Source organism: Thiorhodovibrio frisius (assembly GCF_033954835.1).
In the GTDB taxonomy this organism is placed as follows: domain Bacteria; phylum Pseudomonadota; class Gammaproteobacteria; order Chromatiales; family Chromatiaceae; genus Thiorhodovibrio; species Thiorhodovibrio frisius.
In genome coordinates this window covers 4717991-4737335 of the sequence record NZ_CP121471.1, presented here as the reverse complement: position 1 = coordinate 4737335, position 19345 = coordinate 4717991, and the positions used below count along the sequence as shown (strand labels likewise).

The 19345-nt window shown below is 62.1% G+C and carries 18 protein-coding genes; 9 read left to right on the top strand and 9 right to left on the bottom strand.

The features are described from left to right. Positions 1–3 precede the first annotated feature (3 nt). Entirely contained in the window at positions 4–1362 is a 1359-nt protein-coding gene (gene pepP / locus Thiofri_RS21610) for a Xaa-Pro aminopeptidase (RefSeq protein WP_051023911.1), read from the bottom strand. Positions 1363–1562: 200 nt separating this feature from the next. Further along, positions 1563–2129: a UPF0149 family protein gene (locus Thiofri_RS21605; protein WP_009148514.1), complete on the bottom strand. Its 567-nt coding sequence runs from the start codon at positions 2127–2129 to the stop codon at positions 1563–1565. Between the two features lie 351 nt (positions 2130–2480). Here Thiofri_RS21605 and Thiofri_RS21600 point away from each other — a divergent pair, with 351 nt between their 5' ends. From Thiofri_RS21600 to Thiofri_RS21585, 4 genes are all read left to right on the top strand, one after another. Beyond that, positions 2481–2690, top strand: a complete 210-nt coding sequence (locus Thiofri_RS21600; RefSeq protein WP_009148513.1) for a TIGR02449 family protein — start codon at positions 2481–2483, stop codon at positions 2688–2690. 29 nt (positions 2691–2719) lie between these two features. After that, the gene (locus tag Thiofri_RS21595; RefSeq protein ID WP_009148512.1) at positions 2720–3028 is read left to right on the top strand and encodes a cell division protein ZapA; all 309 of its coding nucleotides are present in this window, start codon (positions 2720–2722) and stop codon (positions 3026–3028) included. 125 nt (positions 3029–3153) lie between these two features. After that, on the top strand, positions 3154–4767 hold the full coding sequence (locus tag Thiofri_RS21590) for a peptidoglycan D,D-transpeptidase FtsI family protein (RefSeq protein ID WP_009148511.1): 1614 nt from the start codon (positions 3154–3156) through the stop codon (positions 4765–4767). Beyond that, complete coding sequence (locus tag Thiofri_RS21585; RefSeq protein ID WP_009148510.1) at positions 4764–6095, top strand: FtsW/RodA/SpoVE family cell cycle protein; 1332 nt, start codon at positions 4764–4766, stop codon at positions 6093–6095. Before Thiofri_RS21590 ends, Thiofri_RS21585 begins: the two co-directional genes overlap by 4 nt. A gap of 56 nt (positions 6096–6151) precedes the next feature. Here the strand turns inward: Thiofri_RS21585 and Thiofri_RS21580 are convergent, their stop codons facing one another. After that, positions 6152–6694 carry a hypothetical protein gene (locus Thiofri_RS21580; protein WP_009148509.1) on the bottom strand — a complete coding sequence of 181 codons (543 nt, stop codon included), beginning with the start codon at positions 6692–6694 and terminating at the stop codon, positions 6152–6154. Positions 6695–6973: 279 nt separating this feature from the next. On the opposite strand from Thiofri_RS21580, the gene Thiofri_RS21575 reads away from it, so the two are divergent. Then, entirely contained in the window at positions 6974–7402 is a 429-nt protein-coding gene (locus tag Thiofri_RS21575) for a hypothetical protein (protein ID WP_009148508.1), read from the top strand. A 99-nt stretch (positions 7403–7501) separates the two neighbouring features. Continuing rightward, positions 7502–8929, top strand: coding sequence for a DEAD/DEAH box helicase (locus Thiofri_RS21570; RefSeq protein WP_009148507.1), 1428 nt, complete (start codon positions 7502–7504; stop codon positions 8927–8929). Between the two features lie 33 nt (positions 8930–8962). Here the strand turns inward: Thiofri_RS21570 and Thiofri_RS21565 are convergent, their stop codons facing one another. Next, a complete protein-coding gene (locus tag Thiofri_RS21565; protein WP_009148506.1) occupies positions 8963–10036 on the bottom strand; it encodes a uracil-DNA glycosylase in 1074 nt (357 codons plus the stop codon). A 28-nt stretch (positions 10037–10064) separates the two neighbouring features. Then, on the bottom strand, positions 10065–11639 hold the full coding sequence (locus Thiofri_RS21560; protein WP_009148505.1) for a 2-isopropylmalate synthase: 1575 nt from the start codon (positions 11637–11639) through the stop codon (positions 10065–10067). 384 nt (positions 11640–12023) lie between these two features. On the opposite strand from Thiofri_RS21560, the gene Thiofri_RS21555 reads away from it, so the two are divergent. Beyond that, positions 12024–12602: a Uma2 family endonuclease gene (locus tag Thiofri_RS21555; RefSeq protein ID WP_009148504.1), complete on the top strand. Its 579-nt coding sequence runs from the start codon at positions 12024–12026 to the stop codon at positions 12600–12602. A 58-nt stretch (positions 12603–12660) separates the two neighbouring features. On the opposite strand, the gene pgi is transcribed toward Thiofri_RS21555, so the two are convergent. Further along, positions 12661–14304, bottom strand: coding sequence for a glucose-6-phosphate isomerase (pgi, locus tag Thiofri_RS21550; RefSeq protein WP_009148503.1), 1644 nt, complete (start codon positions 14302–14304; stop codon positions 12661–12663). 37 nt (positions 14305–14341) lie between these two features. Then, positions 14342–15871, bottom strand: a complete 1530-nt coding sequence (gene zwf, locus Thiofri_RS21545) for a glucose-6-phosphate dehydrogenase (RefSeq protein ID WP_009148502.1) — start codon at positions 15869–15871, stop codon at positions 14342–14344. 177 nt (positions 15872–16048) lie between these two features. Between zwf and glgA the strand changes: the two genes are divergently transcribed. Then, complete coding sequence (gene glgA / locus Thiofri_RS21540; RefSeq protein ID WP_009148501.1) at positions 16049–17557, top strand: glycogen synthase GlgA; 1509 nt, start codon at positions 16049–16051, stop codon at positions 17555–17557. A gap of 30 nt (positions 17558–17587) precedes the next feature. Here glgA and panD read toward each other — a convergent pair whose 3' ends face one another. After that, positions 17588–17968 carry an aspartate 1-decarboxylase gene (gene panD / locus Thiofri_RS21535; protein WP_009148500.1) on the bottom strand — a complete coding sequence of 127 codons (381 nt, stop codon included), beginning with the start codon at positions 17966–17968 and terminating at the stop codon, positions 17588–17590. Between the two features lie 247 nt (positions 17969–18215). Between panD and Thiofri_RS21530 the strand changes: the two genes are divergently transcribed. After that, entirely contained in the window at positions 18216–18488 is a 273-nt protein-coding gene (locus Thiofri_RS21530; RefSeq protein ID WP_009148499.1) for a YARHG domain-containing protein, read from the top strand. A 21-nt stretch (positions 18489–18509) separates the two neighbouring features. On the opposite strand, the gene Thiofri_RS21525 is transcribed toward Thiofri_RS21530, so the two are convergent. Beyond that, on the bottom strand, positions 18510–19292 hold the full coding sequence (locus tag Thiofri_RS21525) for a pyruvate, water dikinase regulatory protein (protein WP_390166343.1): 783 nt from the start codon (positions 19290–19292) through the stop codon (positions 18510–18512). Positions 19293–19345 lie beyond the last annotated feature (53 nt).

Here is a 19345-nt window from a genome sequence, read left to right as displayed (position 1 = left end):
CGGTTAGGCGGTTATGTCGTGCGCCCCGTTTTTGGTGATCGGGAGCTCGGCCATCAGGCGCTCGATCTCATCGGGGTCTTTGGGCGCGTCCCGCGACAGGATCTCGGCGCCCGAGTCGGTAATCAGGATGTCGTCTTCAATGCGGATGCCAATGCCACGGTACGCCTTAGGCACCTCGGCAGCGGGCGCCACATAAAGCCCCGGCTCAATGGTGAGCGTCATGCCAGGCTCGAGTGTGCGCCAACTCCCGTCGCGTTTATAATCGCCGACATCATGCACATCAAGCCCCAGCCAATGGCCGGTGCGGTGCATGTAGAAGGGCTTGAACTTCTCCTTCTTGATGAGTTTTCGGACTTTCTGCCCCTTCTTGTCAAGCAGCCCAAGTCGCACCAGTCCCTTGGTCAGCACTTGCAGCGCGGCCTTGTGCATGGCACTCCATGCCTGGCCGGGGCGTGCTTTGTCAATGGCGGCTTGCTGGGCCTCCAGCACCAGGTTGTAGAGTTCACGCTGGGCCGGGCTGAAGTGGCCATTGACCGGGAAGGTGCGGGTGATGTCCGAGGCATAGCCCTGCCACTCGCAGCCGGCGTCGATCAGCACCAGATCGCCGTCGCGCAGGCGCGCGCTGTTCTCGACATAGTGCAGGATGCAGGCATTCTCGCCGCCGGCGACGATGGGCGGATAAGCCTGCTCGCGCGCGCCCTGTTCGGCGCAGCGGTGCAAGAACAGCGCTTCGAGCTGCTGTTCGCTCATGCCGGGGCGGCAATGGGTCATCAGCGCAAGATGCGCACCGGCCGATATCCGCGCCGCCTTGCGCATCATTGACAGTTCTGACTCGCTCTTGCGCAGGCGCGCCTCGTGCAGTAGCTCACCGCTGTCGACCAGCTCCACTGGCGCGGTGACGCCTTTGCGCGCCTGCCCGCGCAGGGTTCTCAGCCAGCGCATCACGCGCAGGTCGAAGGCATCATCCTGGCCGAGGGGATAGTACAGCTGTCGGCGCGAGGCCAGCAGCTTGGGCAGTTTCTTGTCGATCTCAGCGAGCGGATGGGCGGCTTTAGCGCAAAAGTCTTTCACTGCACCCTCGGGACCGAAGCGTCGGCCATCCCAGGTCTCGCGCTCGGGGTCTTTCGGGCGCACGAAGAGCACATAGTCGCCGTCTTTGTGCTCGGGCGCCAGTACGGCAATGGCTTCGGGCTCGGGAAAGCCGGTCAGCCACAGGAAGTCGCTGCTCTGGCGGAAGGGATACTGGGTGTCGCGATTGCGCGTCACCTCGCTGGCGGCGGGGATGATAAGCGCCGCATCGGGTCCAATGGCCTCGAGTAAGGCATCCCGGCGCTGGCGGTGTTCGTCCTGGCTGATGCTCATGTTCCCGATCACCCCCATAAGGTTACAGCAGATGTTTCACGATAACGCCCCAAGGTTTTCAACACCACGGCGGATCAATCGAATGTTTCACGCCATGCCAGCTGCTATACCGAAACCCTTTTTAGAGTTCGGCCCAAAACCGACAACCCGTATGCGGTTGGTATATGCGGTCTGATCGCGCTTCGCTGGTGTGATCCGTTTCAGCGCGCCTGGGCCTGTGCTTGTTCCTCGTACACCAGCATGGCGACAACCCAGAGGAATTCGGTCACCTCGGCCAGGGATTGCTCGTTGTCCTCGCTGTCGTCAAGTTCGTTGACGTCCATGTGCGTGATTTCGGTCAGATCCCCGAGCGCATCGCGCGTGATCTCGCTGAAGCTGTTGGGGTCGCAGCCGTTCAGGCCCAGTCCGTAGAGAAACCCCCGGCTCCAGTCGCTCACCGCCTCGGCACGCGCGGCCAGGGGCGCCTCAGGCTCCGGCAGCAGCGGGGTGAAAGCGCCTTCAGGGCCTTGGATGGCCGCCAGGGTCTGCTCCGCGACCTGGGTCAGGGCGGCGCGGCAGTTCGCGCTGTCGTGATCCGAGGTGGGGGTTTTGGGCAGAATTTCATCGAGCCAGCGCGCCAGGCAGTCGCGCTTGCCGCTGCACAGCAGGCCGCAGTATATGCCGTGCGCCTCACTGGGGGTTAAAGCAAGATCGCTTAAGTCGCTCAGATGCGCAAGTGCGGAAAAGTCGGCCAGGGTGGTGGCGGAGAGGGGTTGTTCGGCGGACATGGCAACAGGATGTTTGAAGGTTGGTGCGCGGGTTTGCGAGCAGGGGTTTCCTGTCGCTCTGGGATGGCCGGGGCCACGAGCCTGTGGCAGGCAGTGACAGGCGCCTGGGGAGCTCACCGGCTGCCAGGGAGCATGTGCTCGGGTAATCTGGGATAATAGCACGCCGCTTGCGCTCGGCCCCTTCAATGGGGTTTTGCGGAGGTGACAAAAGGCTTGCGGTGCGCGAGTTTTTTCTACAAAGTTGCCGCAAGTCTGTGTCCTTGCGAGGCATCCGGTTGCAGTTCAGATTGACCGATTGGCTCGCGACTTCTATATTGCAAAGCGTTAATAGGTAAAAAAGAAGCTCGCGCGATGTCCGGGTTCGACTTCAATCTTTTTGAAAAGCAGGTGGATGAGCTGGTCGCTCTGAGTGATCGGCTGCGCGAGGAAAATGCGTCCTTGCGCGCGAGCCAGGAACACCTGGTCACCGAAAGAGCCGAATTGATCGAAAAAACCGAGCTGGCCCGCAGCCGCATCGAGGCCATGGTGCAGCGCTTGAAATCGCTCGAAGATCAACTGTAGAGGGCATTAATTGTGAGAGGGCATCAACTGTGAGCCAGGATACCCCCGCCCCGGTCACGGTTCAGATTCTGGATAAAGACTATCGCGTTTCCTGCGGACCCGATGAACGCCAGGGCCTGCTCGAATCCGCGCGCATCCTTGATGAACGCATGCGCCAGGTGCGTCAAAACGGCCGCGTGCTTGGCGCCGACCGCATCGCCGTCATGGCCGCGCTCAATCTCATCTATGAGCTAATGCAGGAACGCGACGTGCAGGCTGAGACGGCGAGCCGACTAAAAGGTCTGCAAGAGCGCGTTAGTCACGCCGTCAGTGGGGATTCCGGTTCGTCCTCATCGTAACGCCCAATCTTCGCTACCCTGTCGAACCCCCGCGCCATCTTATCGCCATTGTTTATCGCTGCCTGGGGGTGGCTGATGCTGCCGCGCTCAGGCGCTGACGGCTCAAGTTCCTCAGACGCCGGCCCTTGAATCCGCTCGCCACCTTCAACACCCTGATCGACTCGCCCGCCTGGCCGACCTTGCAACTGGGTCTGCACGGGCTGTTTTTTCTCGCTTTTCTGTATCTGCTCAAGCGGCTGTTCGATCTGCGCCGCGCAGCTGTGCTCAAGGCGTTACCCAAGCCGAAATCCATGGTCGGTGGGGGGCTGGTGCTTCTGGTGCTTGGCGTGGCCTTCGGTGCCGTGCTGGCCTATCAGGCGAGCTGGCAGCTGATGGGCATGACTCGCCCGGACTTCATCGCCTTTATGCAGACGTACGACAGGCGTCAGTTCAATCCGGCCCATCGTATTGCGCGCGGGCGCATTGCCGACCGGCGCGGGCGGGTGCTGGCTGACAGCGACGAGGCTGAGGGCCGGGTGCGACGGGTCTATCCCTACGGGCCAGTCTTCGCCCATGTTATCGGCTATCAGGACCCCACCTTTGGCGCCACGGGGCTGGAGGGTTCAGCCAACGCGCACTTGAATGGCAGCACGCCGGCGGATCTGCGCGCCTGGCGGGACCTTGGCCAGCAGGTCATTACCCAACGCGAGCCGCGCGGTCAGGATCTGGTGCTGACTCTCGATGCCGATTTGCAGCGGCTGGCCTTCGCGGCTCTGGATGGCCGCGCCGGGGCCGTAGTCATGCTGCGCCCGGGCGACGGGGCCGTGCGCGTGCTCGCCAGTGCGCCGGCTTTCGATCCCAATCGCCTGGACCCCGCTCTGTTCAAGCCCGGTGATCCTAATGCGCGGCTGCTGAACCGGGCGCTTCAGGGCCGTTATCCGCCCGGCTCCACCTTCAAGCTGGTGGTGGCGGCTGAGGCACTGGCGGCCGGTCAGACCGGGCCTTTGTATTGCGAGGCGCAAGGCTTTACCACCTCGGCGCGCTATCCGCTGATTCGCGATCACGACTACTACACCGCCCGCCGTGCCGGTCTGACCTGGAAAGGGCATGGCAGCCTGGGTTTGTCGCGCGCCCTGGCGGAGTCCTGCAATGTGTTCTTTGCCAAGCTCGGCGTGCAGCTTGGGCATGAACGCTTCGCCGCGACTCTGAACAACTTTCTTTTTGGTCAGCGCATCCCGCTGCACAGCAGCGCTTACGGCAGCCTGACCATGGTCACCGGCGAGGCGCCGCGCATTGCCAAATCCGACCAATACGGTCTCGCCCAGGCATCTATCGGCCAGGGGCGGGTGCTGATGAGCCCGGCGCATCTGGCGCTGATCACCGCCGCTATCGCCAACGATGGCCTGGCGGTCAAGCCGCGTCTGGTGGCGAGTGACGAGCCCGAGGCTCTGGCGCGGCTGATGACGGCGACGCAGGCGCGTCAGTTGCAGCAGATGATGCGTCGGGTGGTGACCGAGGGCACTGCGCGCGGCATCGCCATGCCGGGGCTGGCCATTGCTGGCAAAACCGGCACGGCGCAGAACTCCGATGGCGCGCCCCATAGCTGGTTTGTCGGCTTCGCGCCAGCGGACAGGCGCGCGCCCGAGCAGACCCTGGCTATCGCCGTGCTGGTGGAGCAGGGCGGCTATGGCTCGGCCGTCGCCGCACCCCTGGCGCGCGACCTGTTGTTGCAGGCGCAGCAGCTTGGTCTGTTGCCATGACGGCGGCGAACCCGACAAGCTGGCAGGAGACCTGGACGGCACGGGCGCCCGAGCGACATTGGCTGTTGCTGTGCGGCTTTGCCGTCAGCGTGGGGTTTTTGCTCATTTTCGGCGCTCAGCGCAGTGTCGAGCGGCTGATTGAAGCACGCGATCTGCTGCCGCTGGCGCTCTATGTGCCGAGCTTGATTGTTGTGCATCTGACCCTGGTTGCAGTGCGCTTTCGCGGCGATCAACTGCTGGTTGCGGCGGTGGCGCTGCTCTCAGGACTGGGGATTTTGATGCACTATCGACTCGGCGCTTTCGCCGCCGATACGCTGGCGGGAGCGCTTCGCCAATACGCCCTCTACCCCGCCTGCATGGGCGCCATGCTGCTGGTCACCCTGGCAGCCATGCGCGGGCGTTATCGCCATCTGGCTGCCTCGCCCTGGCTGTGGGCGCTGGTCTCGCTGGGGCTGCTGGCTGCTTTGGTGGTGACGGGGCAGCGTTATCGCGGTGCCATCTATGCGGCTGGCTTTTTGACCCCGAGCGAGTTTCTCAAGCTCAGTGTGGTGCTCTATCTGGCTGCATTCATCGCCGCGCGTGCAGCGGCACTCGGTGCCTGGCGGTATGGCGTGTTGCCACCCGCACGCGCGCTGCTGCCGCTCGTGGCCGTATGGCTGGTGCTGTGCGCCCTGCTGTTATGGCAGCGTGATTTGGGCATGGTCGCAATTTTAAATGTGGTGCTGCTGTTGTTGCTCACGCTCGGCAGCGGGCGCATCGGCTATTTTCTGCTCGGGCTCGCGGTGGCTGTTGGCGGCTCTCTGATACTGCTGCGCTTTTTCAGCCATAGCGCGCGCCGCATTGATGCCTGGCTGAATCCTTTCACTGATCCAACCGGCGCCAGCTGGCAGTTGCTGCAGGGGCTGTCGGGCATGTACTCGGGCGGGCTTTGGGGGCAAGGCTTCGGTGCCGGCAATCCGGAATACATTCCCATTGCCGCCTCGGATTTTGTCTACGCTGTGGTGGGTGAGGAACTTGGCTTTTTCGGCTCGGTGCTGGTGGTGTTGTTTTTTCTGCTGTTGTTTCAGCGCGGCTTCGCCATTGCGCTGCGCTGTCGTGGTCTGTTTGCCCGACTGCTGGCCGCCGGCCTGACCGCCGTGCTGGCGGTGCAGACCTTCCTGAACATCGGCGGGGTAACCAAGCTGATTCCGCTGACCGGTCTCACCCTGCCCTTTATCAGCCAGGGCGGCAGCAGCCTGCTTGCCTCCCTGATGGCGGTGGGCCTGCTATTGGCGATCTCTGATGGCGAGCCCAAGGGCCGTGGGCGGACAAAACGCCGGAAGGCCTGAGTGTCTATACCCAAGTCAGATGGAATTCCGAAAACTGATTTGGGATGGGTATAAAGTCAATTCTGCGCGTAGCGTTCTTGTTGGCCTGCAGGTCTGATAATCTGATAAATGTTCGACAGATCGTAGTCGCTATAACGTGCCGGCTTTTTGCGGTTTTCTCCGCCGTAGCTAAGCATCAGGGCCTTTTTGTGAGCAGGATCCTCCCAGCCAACGAAAATGGCGCTGTGCTCAACGCCTCCGTACTGATGGTTGATATAGTAAAGCCAGTCGCCCGGCTGCACTAACCCGATGTCAGCATAGGGCCCACGATTTTTGCTGCCCTTGAAAACCGTCTTGCGTTGGCCCCTCGGGTATCCCGCGCGGTCATAGACGGTGTCGATGTAATCCCAGCAGCTGCCGGGAATGATTTCCTTTTCAATCAGCGTCATGCGTCTTCCGGTCGCCAGTATTTCACGGCCGTCGGGTGTCGCCTTTCTTTCCGCCGCGGAGATGATGCCGTCTCCGGAATTGTCATCGAGCTTAGCGGCAGCTTTGTCGGGGTTGGATTGACAAGCGGCGATGAAAAGCGCTAGCAGCATGATCAATAAATGTTTTGTCATGGTTCCGATGCATCCTCAAGCGAGAGATTTGTTTATGCCGAAACCCTTTGAGATTTCGGCTCGTTCTGGGCCGGGTGACGGCCACGGGGGACGCCGTAAATCCATCCATGGAGGCTTCCCGGCGGCGTGAGGGAAATGGCCAATGGTTGACTAATTTCATCGACAATCATTCGTGTTGCCATCAAGCTGTGCCTCATTCAAACAGCGCAGGCTTGATCAGGGCTGAGTCACAGGCTGACCAGAGAGTGCGCGCGACTCCACGAAAGAGGTTGATGAAAAATGGACAGTTTTACGCGAAATTACAGCATTATTCTGGGCGTGATTGTGGTTTTGGTGCTGGGCTTTTGGATTAAGTCTAGCTGGCAACCGCGCGTTTGGGAACTAAATAATCTGCTTGAGGCTGATTCCACCCTGGCCGACTATCCCTATCAGTTCCGGGTGCGCTCGTTCGAAAATGGTCTGGCTATTCTGTCTACGCCACGCAATCAAAGTTTTCCGGCCTATCTTTTTTTGCAGGTGATTCACCCCGAGCTGGCCGGCAAGGATCAGGGTGATCCCGCCATGGTTGCCGCCCAGCAGGAGTTGATTAAGCACCAAAAAGGCGCTCAGACTCTGATACTCGGCCAGCCGGATGTCGAGCGGGTGGATTGGGAACTGGATGTCAAATGGTTGTCCGATCATGGCGTGCATGCATCGGCGAACCCTTAAAGCCGTTCTGGTCGTGCTGGCGGCAGAGCACTCGGGTGTGAGTTTTCGGGTATCCTTACTGTGAATCAGACGGATTCATTATCAGGGGTGGTCGGGACCATGAAAGCTAGCGGGATGATACCCGAGCAGAACAGCGTACAGAACCCTCCTCGGGCGGACTCTGAAGCCAGTCTTCCGATCAGCCCCCTAGCTGAGTCCCAAACTGGCTCCCAAGTTGGCTCCCAAACCGGCTCCCAAACCGGCTTTGCCGTCTTCCCACTGGCAGAGCCCCTGCAACGGGGCCTGGTCAAGGCGGGCTTTAGCGAACCGACGCCGGTGCAACAGGCGGTGATTCCCGCTGCGCTTGCGGGCGCGGATTTGCTGGTCGCCGCCGCCACCGGCTCGGGTAAGACCGCCGCCTTTCTGTTACCCGTGATGCAGCGCCTGCTCGAGCGCCCGGCGCCGCGTGCCGCGACCCGGGTGCTGATCCTGGTGCCAACGCGCGAGTTGGCAACCCAGATTGAGACGCATTTTTTTGCCCTGGGCAGCTACAGTCGCCTTGGCATCGGGGTCATCATCGGTGGCGCGTCGCGGGCGCGCCAGATTTCCATCCTGCGCAAGAACCCCGAGTTGATTGTCGCCACCCCAGGGCGCCTGCTCGATCAGCTGCGCGCCGGTGAGGTGGACCTTGGCGATCTGGAATGCCTGGTGCTTGACGAGGCTGATCGCATGCTCGACCTGGGCTTTGCCGAGGACGTTTTGGCCATCCTGGAGTGTTGCAATCCCGCGCGCCAGTCGCTGCTGTTCTCGGCCACCCTGCATCATCGCCATCTTCAGGGCCTGATCGGTCCTGCGCTGCGTGAGCCGCAGGTGTTGCGCATCGATTCCCCGCGCGCGCCGTCTGCGCTGATCCGCCATCAGCTTATCCGCAGCAATGACCTGGTGCAGAAACAGGCGCAATTGCTTGGCCTGCTGGGCACCGAGCCGGTACGTCTGGCGCTGGTGTTTGTCAACCAGCGCGAGCGCACCCTGGAGTTGACAGGGCAGTTGCGTGCTGCGGGCCATCGCGCCGCTGCTCTGCATGGGGAGTTGGACCAGCGTGAGCGCGAGCGGGTGCTCGGGTTGTTTCGTGCTGGTCAGCTGCGCATGCTAGTGGCCACCGAAGTGGCCGCACGCGGCCTGGATATTCCTGATGTGGATCTGGTGGTGCACTATGATCCACCCCCGCGTGGTGATGACTACCTGCACCGCAGCGGGCGCACCGGACGCGCTGGCGCTGTTGGCCTCGCTGTCACCTTGGTGACGGCAGCCGACTGGCATCGCATGGACAACATCCGCCGCTACCTGGGGCTGGAACTTGAGGAACGGGTACTGCCCGGCCTCAAAGCCAGTTTTCGCATCCCGCCCAAGCGCGGCAAGGCGAAGGGGTCACGCAGCGGTAAGCCGAAGGGGGCTGGCGCTCAAGCCGCGACGGCAGTCAAGCCTAAGGGCCGCTGGCGGGATCGTAAACAGCTTGGTCGTCCACGCGGACCTAGGTCGCCATCTTGACCAGGTCACCCGGCCCCAGAACGAGCCGAAATCTCAAGGGGTTTCGGTATAGAGGTCGCGCAGGCGCCGCGCAACCTGCTGCAAGTCCTCCCAGCCGCGTGCCTTCTCCGCCGGGGTGCGCAGGTAGTAGGATGGGTGATAGGTCACCAGTAGCGGAATCCGCTCCGGGCCGAAACTGTGCCAGCGCCCGCGCAGTCGCCACAAGGCGTCGCCGGTTTGCAGCAGCGCCTGCGCCGAGATGCGCCCAAGGCACAGCAGCAGTTGCGGGGCGACCAGCGCGATCTGGCGTTCGATAAAGGCGCGGCAGATGGCGGTTTCCTCGGGTAGCGGATCGCGGTTGCCGGGCGGGCGGCATTTGATGATATTGCCGATGTAGACTTGCTCGCGTGGCAGATCGATGGCGGCGAGCATGCGGGTGAGCAGTTGCCCGGCGCGCCCAACAAAGGGCTCGCCCTGACGATCCTCGTCTTCTCCAGGCGCCTCGCCGATAAGCATCAACCGGGCCTGGCGGTTGCCGACGCCAAAGACGGTCTGACTGCGGCGTTCGCACAGCCCGCAGCGCCGACACTGGCTGACCTCGGTCTCCAGTGTTGGCCAGTCCATGGCGGCGATGGCTTGGGCATCGGCGGCATTTGGGGCCTGGGCTGGCGGCGGTGCAGGGCTGCCGGTCGCGGGGCCAGAGGGCACTGGCGGACGAGCCGAGGCAATAGGCGTGTCCGGTGGGAGAGGGGCTGGCTGGGTTGGCGTCGGTGGGGGCGTTGGTGGCTGTGAAGACCTGGTGGCAGCATGCCTTGCCTGAGCGGATGTCCCAGTGTTCCCGCCGTTACCTGCACCAGTGCCCCCTCCAGCGCCCAGGGCCGCTCTGGCCGCAGCCATACCAGCCAACCCGCTGGTCGATGAGGCTGCAGCCGGCGTCGCCAGGCCTGTGGTGCTGGCGTGGCCCTGGGTTGGCGGCGCTGCGGGAAGCGCCATCTCGTTGCCACTCTCGAGGTCGGCGCTCACCTCGCCTTCAGCGAAGGTCTCCAGTTCGGCGTCAAAGCTGTCGCGCGGACGCCACAGCACGACACCCACGGCCTTCAGGTAGCGGCGGCTGCGCGCGAGATCCATGGCTAGCAGAAGTTACCGAGCCGGCGCGTCAAACGTCACCTTGCTGCGGATGCTCGCGCTTGTGTGGTTGCAGAAATTTGTTCACCGCATTGATGTAGGCCTTGGCCGAGGCGATGACAATATCGGTATCCGCGCCCTGGCCGTTGGCGATGCGTCCGCCTTTTTCCAGTCGCACCGTCACTTCGCCAAGTGCATCGGTGCCGCTGGTGATGGCGTTGACCGAATAGAGCTTGAGCGTGGTGCCACTGTCGATCACGGATTCGATGGCCTTGAAGGTCGCGTCTACCGGGCCGCCACCGCTGGCGGTGCCCTGAATCTCTTCGCCTTCCAGGACCAGAGTGACCTGCGCCTGGGGGATTTCGCCGGTCTCTGAACACACCCGCATGGAACTCAGTTTGACCCGCTCATTGGTGGCGTCGATGGTGGCATCCGTGACCAGGGCTTGCAGATCCTCGTCGAAAATCTCGTGCTTCTTGTCGGCAAGATCCTTAAAGCGGCTAAAGGCGGCGTTGATTTCCTCTTCGGAGGCAAAGGCCACGCCAAGCTCCTGCAAGCGCATGCGAAAGGCATTACGCCCGGAGTGTTTTCCCAGCACCATGCGGTTCTCGCTCCAGCCAACATCCTGGGCGCGCATAATCTCGTAGGTCTCGCGATGTTTGAGCACGCCATCCTGATGGATGCCCGACTCGTGCGCGAAGGCGTTGGCGCCGACAATGGCTTTGTTAGGCTGGATCGGGAAGCCGGTAATGCTTGAGACCAGGCGCGAACAGGGCACGATTTGAGTGGCATCCAGGCGCGTGTGGCAGCCAAACAGATCCGGGCGCACCCGGACCGCCATGATGATCTCCTCAAGTGCCGCGTTGCCGGCGCGCTCGCCCAGACCATTGATGGTGCACTCCACTTGACGCGCGCCATTGCGCACCGCCGCCAGGGAGTTGGCCACCGCCAGGCCGAGATCATTGTGGCAATGCACCGAAAACACGGCTTTGTCGGAGTTCGGGATGCGCTCGCGCAGGGTTTCGATCAGTTGCCCAAACTGATGCGGAATGGCATAGCCGACCGTATCGGGAATGTTCAGGGTGCGCGCACCAGCGTCGATCACGGCCTCCAGGATGCGGCAGAGGAAATCAATCTCCGAGCGCCCGGCGTCCTCGGGCGAAAATTCGACGTCGTCGGTGAATTGGCGCGCGCGCTTGACCGCATGCACTGCTTGCTCAACGACCTGATCGGGCGTCATGCGCAGCTTCTTCTCCATGTGGATTGGAGAGGTGGCGATAAAGGTATGAATGCGCCCCGAGGCCGCATTGCGCAGCGCATCCCCGGCACGGTCGATGTCCTTGTCGAGCGCGCGGGCCAGACCGCAGATGGTGGAGTCCTTGACCGTCTCGGCCACGGCCTTGACCGCCTCGAAGTCCCCCGGGCTGGCAATCGGAAAGCCGGCCTCGATCACATCTACCCGCAGCTTCTCGAGCGCGCGCGCGATCCGCACCTTCTCGTCCTTGGTCATCGAAGCCCCTGGGCTCTGCTCGCCATCGCGCAGGGTGGTGTCGAAAATGATTAATCGGTCTTGCTCGCTGCCTGGATTGCTAATGGGGTCGCTCATGGTCGTGCTCAGTGTGGTTGGTGCGGCAAAAATGGATGCTGGATCGGGTTGCTGGATCGGTTGCGCCGGCCCGTCGTTTGCGGCGAATGACTAGCCTAAGCTTAACAGGTCGTGCTGCTCAATACCCGGGAACGCCTTTTGGAAGTTTCGCCGCAAAGTGATGGTGTTTCGTCAGTCGTTGCCCCTTGCGATATGATGCAGTTTCGGCGACTACAGCCTTCAGGGATAAGGGTACGAACAGATGCGTTCAACCCGCCAACGCTGATCGGAAATCCTGATTGGCACCGTCAACCCGGAAGTTGTCACCGCCAGCTTCAGCCGGGTGCTAGGAGATCCCTTGCATCATGAAGGCAGGTGGTCTTGGATATTTGGAGGAGGGTATTCATGCCTGCCTTGGCCTGCCAACTGACGCCTTATGACCAGCTCGAAGCCCTACCTGAGGGGCTGACGGGGGAGATTCTGAACGGGCAGTTGCATACCCAGCCGCGCCCGAGCGGGCGGCATGGGCGTGCGAGCGTCCTGCTTGATCGGGCGCTTGGGCGCAGCTACGACGATGGCGATGCCGGACCGGGCGGCTGGTGGATACTGATTGAACCCGAGGTCCACTTCATCCGCGACACCGAAGTCGCCGTGCCCGACCTGGCCGGTTGGCGGCGCCAGCGCATGCCGCAGATACCTGACGGCCATCGCTTCGAGGTGGTGCCGGACTGGGTGTGTGAGATTCTCTCGCCCTCCACCGAAAGCAAGGATCGCAACATCAAGATGCCGCTCTATGCCCACTATGGCGTGCCCCATGCCTGGCTGCTCGATCCCCGGCAGCGCCGGCTGGAGGCCTATGCACTGGAGACCCAGGGCCAGCAACCCTCAGGCTGGCGCCTGTTGCTCGAAGCGGGCGGCACGGAGTGCGTGCAGGCGCCGCCCTTCAGCGAGCTGGCGCTGGAGCTGGACGCGCTCTGGGTCTAATGCATGACGTTTCTGCGGCTGCGGGGCGACCGGGCGTGGCAGGCTTGAGTCTCCGTTCTCAGCGATTCTTCAAATAGTAATCAAGCAACGCGCGGGTTGAGCCGTCGTGATGCTCGGCCATGACGCGGCCTTCTTCAAGCTCTTTCAAAATCACAGTGGCGAGCTGCTTGCCGAGCTCCACGCCCCATTGGTCGAAGGAGTTGATGCCCCAGATCACGCCCTGGCAGAAGATTTTGTGCTCATAGAGCGCGATCAGCGCGCCGAGGGTGCGGGGGGTGACTTCCTCAACGAACAGGGTGTTGGTCGGGCGGTTGCCGTCGAACTGGCGGTGCGGGGCGAGACGCTCGGCTTCCGCGCGCTGCATGCCGGCGGCGAGCATGCCTTCGAGGGCTTCTTCCGCGGTGCGCCCACGCATTAGCGCTTCGGTCTGCGCCAGGCAGTTGGCGAGCAGCTTGATGTGATGATCGCCAAGCGGGTTGTGGCTGTGCACCGGGGCGATGAAATCGCAGGGGATCAGCTCGGTGCCCTGGTGGATGAGCTGGTAGAAGGCGTGCTGGCCGTCGGTGCCGGGCTGGCCCCAGACCACCGGGCCGGTGGCATAGTCCACCCGCGTGCCGTCGAGGGTGACATGCTTGCCGTTGCTCTCCATGTCGCCCTGCTGGAAGTAGGCAGGGAAATGCTCCAGGTACTGGTCGTAGGGCAGGATGGCGAGCGTCTTGGCGCCGGCGAAGTTGATGTACCAGACCCCGAGCAGCGCCATGATGACCGGCAGGTTGTCCTCAAGCGGCGCGTCACGGAAGTGATTGTCCATTTCGTGTGCGCCATCGAGGAGTTCGACAAAGTTGTCGAAACCGATGGCCAGCGCGATCGGCAGCCCGATGGCGGACCAGAGTGAATAGCGCCCGCCAACCCAGTCCCAGAAGCCGAACATCTGTTCGGTGTCGATGCCGAAGGCGGCGACCTTCTCGGCATTGGTCGAGACTGCCACGAAGTGCTGGGCGACGGCGGATTCATCCCCGAGTTGATCGACCAGCCAGCGCCGCGCGCTCTGGGCGTTGGTCATGGTCTCCATGGTAGTAAAGGTTTTGGATGCGACGACGAAGAGCGTGGTCTCTGGATTCAGGTGCTTGACGGTCTCGGACAGGTGGGTGCCGTCGATATTGGAGACGAAATGCAGGCGCAGGTCGTCGCGCTGATAGGGCATGAGCGCGGTGCAGACCATCTTGGGGCCGAGGTTGGAGCCGCCGATGCCGATGTTGACCACGTCGGTGATGCGCTTGCCGGTAAAGCCGGTCCAGTCGCCATTGCGCACCTGATGGACGAAAAAGCGCATGCGCTCGAGGACTTCGTTAACCTGCGGCATCACGTCAGTGCCATCGACCAGAATCGGCGTGTTGGCGCGGTTGCGCAGTGCAATGTGCAGGACGGCGCGCCCTTCGGTGCTGTTGATGGGCTCGCCGGCGAACATGCGCGCTCGCTGGGCCTCAATGCCAGCCGTCTGGGCAAGTTCGCGCAGGAGCTTGAATGTTTCCTCTGTGGCGATGTTTTTTGAGTAGTCGAGATGAATGCCGGCGGCCTCACGCGTCATGCGCGCGGCGCGCTCGTCATCTTGCGCGAAGAGTTCACGCATCTTGATCTGGCTCATCTGTTGCCAGTGCGCAGCCAGTGCCTGCCAGGCGGGGGTGGTGTTGATCAGTGCCATGGGGTCGGAGTCCTGTTGCTAATCGCCGGGAGAATTGTCAGTGTTCGACGCTCGGTCCGTCTGGGGTTGGCGCATTCAGCCCATTGCGCCAGTCCTGGTCGTCCTTGTCGAACAACCTGTTGGCCTCGCTCGGGCCCCAGGAACCTGCTGGGTAGGTGTGGATGAACTCGCGCTCGGTCGCCCAGAGTTTGATCACAGGATCGACCACGCGCCAGGCATATTCAACCTCGTCGGAGCGCAGGAAGAGCGAATGATCGCCTGAGATAACATCCAGAATCAACGCCTCGTAGGCGTCGATCTGATCGCGGCCCATGGTGCAGGTGCTCGCATCCAAGGTTTCGGTCTGGGTGCGCATCTCCAGGCCAGGCTCCTTCACCAGCAGCTCGAAGCGCATGCACTCATTGGGCTGGATGCCGAGCATGAGCCAGTTGGGCCGCAGCTGCTCAATCGCCGTCGTATTAAACAGCTGTTGCGGTGGATGGCGGAAGCGAATGGCGATCAGCGACTGGGTGTCGGCCAGGCGCTTGCCGGTGCGCAGATAAAAGGGCACATTGCGCCAGCGCCAGTTGTCGATGTAGAACTTGAGTGCAGCGAAGGTCTCGGTGCTGCTACGGGCGTCAACCTCGGGCTCCTCGAGGTAACCTGGTACCCGCGCTCCCTCGACCAGGCCGCTGCGGTACTGGGCGCGAAAGGCATGGGCATGGACCGCCTGGCGCGGAATGGGGCGGATGGAACGCAGCACCTTGACCTTTTCATCGCGCAGCGCCTCGGCATCCATGCTCGGCGGCGGTTCCATGGCGACCAGGGTCAGCAGCTGCAACAGATGGCTTTGGATCATGTCGCGCAGGGCGCCAACGCCGTCATAAAAGCCGGCGCGCTGGCCAATGCCGCAGCTCTCGGCATGGGTGATCTGGACGTGATCGATGTAGTTGCGGTTCCAGAGTGGCTCGAACAGCAGGTTGGCGAAGCGAAACACCAGCACATTCTGCACGGTGTTTTTGCCCAGGTAATGATCGATGCGATAGAGCTGATGCTCCTGGAAGTGCCGCCGCAGCCGCTCGCCGAGAATGCGCGCGCTTTCCAGGTCGTAGCCAAAAGGCTTTTCCACCACGAGGCGCACCCAGCCGTTGTCCTCGTCCGCCAGGCCGTTGGCGGCGAGGCGGTCGGCCACGTCGCCATAAAATTCGGGTGCGATTGCCAGATAGAACGCCAGGTTGGCCGGCAGGTCGTCCTGACCGCGCAGGCGCTCGGCCAAGTGGGCAAAGGCGGCATCCTCGCGCAGATTACCCTCGATAAAATGCAGGCGCGCGCTCAGGCGATCAGCAATCGCCGTTTCGATGCGCTCGCCGAGTTGCTCGGTGAGAATCTGTCGTACCTCATCGCGCCATTGCGCATCGGACCAGTCCCGCCGCCCAAAGCCCAGTACCTGCGTTTCAGCGGCCAGATGACCACCGCGCTCAAGCTGATAGAGCGCTGGCAGTAATTTGATTTGCGCCAGGTTTCCGGTTGAGCCGAAAATGACCATGGTGCAGGGTGGGATGCCAGCGGGATTGGGTGCCATGGCCATAAGGATCTCCAGTGGGGCAGTCGCGGATGTGCTATGCGCACTTGGCGGCCGTCTGTGCTACCTTGTGATTCGTCACTATCCATTGATTCCTGAGTCTGTCAACCTTGCTGCATGGTCGCCTGGCCTGGTACCAAGCGGCGGAGCAGGCTCGTTTTGCATTTTCAGAGGTTGGTCCTGATGAGCATGATTCGAGAACGCGCTACGGATGGTGCGATGGGCTTCGATGTGCTCTTTGCCAGCAGCGAGGCTTTGCCGCTGATTAAGACCGGCGGACTGGCGGACGTCGCCGGCAGTTTGCCGGTGGCGCTGCGCTCGCTTGGGCATGATGCGCGACTGATTTTGCCGGCCTATCCGCAAGCGCTCAAACAGGTGCGCGAGTTGCGTTCGGTTTGTGAGTTGCGCCTGCCCGGCGCCCTGAGCCCGGTGCGGGTGCTGAGCGGCTTCATGCCTGATCGCGACCTGCCGGTTTATCTGGTGGACGCTCCCGAGCATTTCTGCCGCGAGGGTAATCCTTATACGGACGTGAGCGGGCGCGACTGGGGCGACAATGCCGAGCGCTTCCTGCTGTTCAGCTCGGCGGTGGCGACTGTGGCTATGGGGGTGCCAGCGCTCAACTGGCGCCCGCAGTTGCTGCATTGCAACGACTGGCAAACTGCTTTGGCGCCGGCCCTGCTGCGCGATCAGGGCGAGCGCCCGGCGGTGGTCTTCACCATCCATAACCTGGCCTATCAGGGTCTGTTCGACCGCGCGACCTTTGATCGGCTTAAGCTGCCGCCGGCGCTTTGGTCGGTGGCTGGGCTGGAGTTCCATCAGCGGCTGTCTTTCATCAAGGGCGGCATTGTCTTTGCTGATCGCGTGAATACCGTCAGCCCCACCTATGCCGATGAGGTCCGCACCAGCCAGTTCGGTTGCGGGCTTGATGGACTGCTGCGCCAGATTGGCGGGCGCTTTCAGGGCATCTTAAACGGCATTGACTATCACACCTGGAACCCTGCGACTGACGCCGCGCTGACGCAGCCCTACGACATCGACAACGTGCATTTCAAGGCCGGCAACAAGCTTGAAGTCCAGCGCCTGTTTGATTTGCCGCACGACGAGAATGCCTTTGTGCTCGGCTATATTGGCCGTCTGGTCGAACAAAAGGGCGTGGATCTGATCGTCGAGATGCTGCCGCTGCTACTCGAAGACCCGAGCGTGCAGGTGGTGTTGCAAGGCTCAGGCGAGGCCAGTCTGGAACTGATGCTCAAGCGGGTGGCCGAGTCCCATCGCGACCGCGTTGGTGTCTATGTGGGTTACGACGAGGGGCGCGCTCATCTAATCGAGGGCGGCTGCGATGCCTTCCTGATGCCCTCGCGCTTCGAGCCTTGCGGGCTCAATCAAATGTATAGCTTGCGCTACGGCTGCGTGCCCATTGTACGACGCACCGGTGGTCTTGCGGACACCGTGAGCGACGGCCGTCAAGGACCGGCGACCGGTTTTCTGTTTGATGAGCCGAGCGCCGAAGCGCTTTGTGCCAAGGTGCGCGAGGCCATTGCCGTGTGGCGGCACGACCAAAACGCCTGGCGCGCGCTCATGCGTGCCGGCATGGAGCAGGATCTGAGCTGGCAGGCCAGCGCGCGCCAATACCAGGGCTACTATGCCGAGGCGCTAGAAGCGCGCCAGGACATGGAACGTGCCCTGGCCTGAGGTTGCGCCGAGATAAGGCCGGGCCGAGGCTCAGGCCGCTTGGGCGGTAATCTTGTGGCCCGTGCCCGTCACCTCATTGCGCGCATTGCAGTAGACGAGCTTTGGTTGATGCATGCGCGCCTCGGCCTGGGTCAGGGCCAGGTAGGTGCAGATGATCAGCCGATCTTTGGGCGCGGCCTTGTGTGCCGCCGCGCCATTGATGGAAATAATTCGCGAGCCGGGCTCGGCCGGAATGGCATAGGTGGTGAAACGCTCGCCATTGGTCAGGTTGTAGATGTGGAGCTGCTCGAACTCCAGAATGTCTGCGCGTTCCAGCAGTTCCGAGTCAATCGCGCAGGAGCCCTCGTAGTCGAGTTCCGCGTGGGTGACGCAGGCGCGATGCAGTTTGCTTTTCAGCATGGTCAGTTGCATGGGGGTCTCCTGAAAAGGGGGGTGCGCATTGGCAATGGTGGTATTTTCGCCCCCTGCTTCATGGGTTGGCAAGCCGGTCGGACGCTGGTGGCCGGTTCTCGTTGCTCCAGCCGCTGTCATCGCGGTTTTGGGGTGTTGTTAGACCGAAACTCTTTGAGAGTTCGGCTCGTTCTGGGTCACCCGACCCAAAGCCAAAACTTTCCGATTGGCATGTTCAACATCGTGAATCCTTAGGGAGGAAACCAGGATGATTAAGTTCAAACCGGCCTTGGCGCTTGGCATCAGTATTCTCGCAACCAGCGCCGCGGCGCCGGTGATGGCCCAGAGTTGCATGGATCTGTGGTACCAGCGCAATCTGATTTACGCGCAGAACGGGTATTGCTTCTCGACCTCGCTCGGAAAGCGTCAGTTTGCTGAGTACAAGTGTTGGACGAAAAATCCGGATCTCACGCAGCAGGAGCAGAAACGGGTGGATTCCATCCGGGCAGAAGAGCGTCGCCGTGGCTGCAAAGTGAACTGATTTTGGTGCGCGGATGCTGGCTCAGTCGCCATTGTCCGTCGCATTTTTCAGTCCCCGCAGAATCTGCGCGGCGATCTCCTCAATCGACTGGCTGGTGGTGTTCAGCGACGGGATGCGCAGGCGCTTGAGCATCTCCCCGGCGGCGCGCAGTTCGACCTGGCAACGCCTGGCCGAGGCGTAATCGCTGCCGGGGCGGCGCTCCTCGCGGATCAGATGCAGGCGTTGTGCATCAATGGTGAGTCCAAACACTTTAGCGCGCATCGCGCGTATCTCATCGGGCAGGTCACCGCGCTCCAGATCAATCTCGGTGATGGGATAATTGGCCGCGCGCAGGCCATAGTGCATGGCCAGATAAAGGCAGGTCGGCGTCTTGCCGGAGCGTGACACCCCGGCCAAAATGACATCGGCATGACGAAAATTGGCGGGTTTCATGCCGTCGTCGTTGCTCATTGCGAAGTTGATGGCTTCGATGCGTTTGGTGTAGAAACTTGGCTTGGTGATGGCATGGCTGCGCCCAGGCTCGCGGCTGGGCGTCAGGCCAAGTTCGGCACCGAGCGGTGCGACGAAATGCTCGAAAACCTCGAGATAAAAGCAGTTGCCGCTGCGCAGAATTTCGCCGATGCCTTGGGCGAGCATGGTGGCGACGCAGATGGGCCGCGCGCCATCGCGATCACAGGCCTCTTGCATGCGCACCGTCAGCGCCCGAGCGCGCGCCTCGGTGTTGATGTAGGGCATGTAGACTTCCTCGAACTCCACGCCGTCGAACTGCGACAGCAGACTTTGCCCGAGGGTCTCGGCCGTGATACCAGTGCTTTCCGAAGCGAAAAAGACCGTCCGCTTAGGTCGGTCTTTTTGGC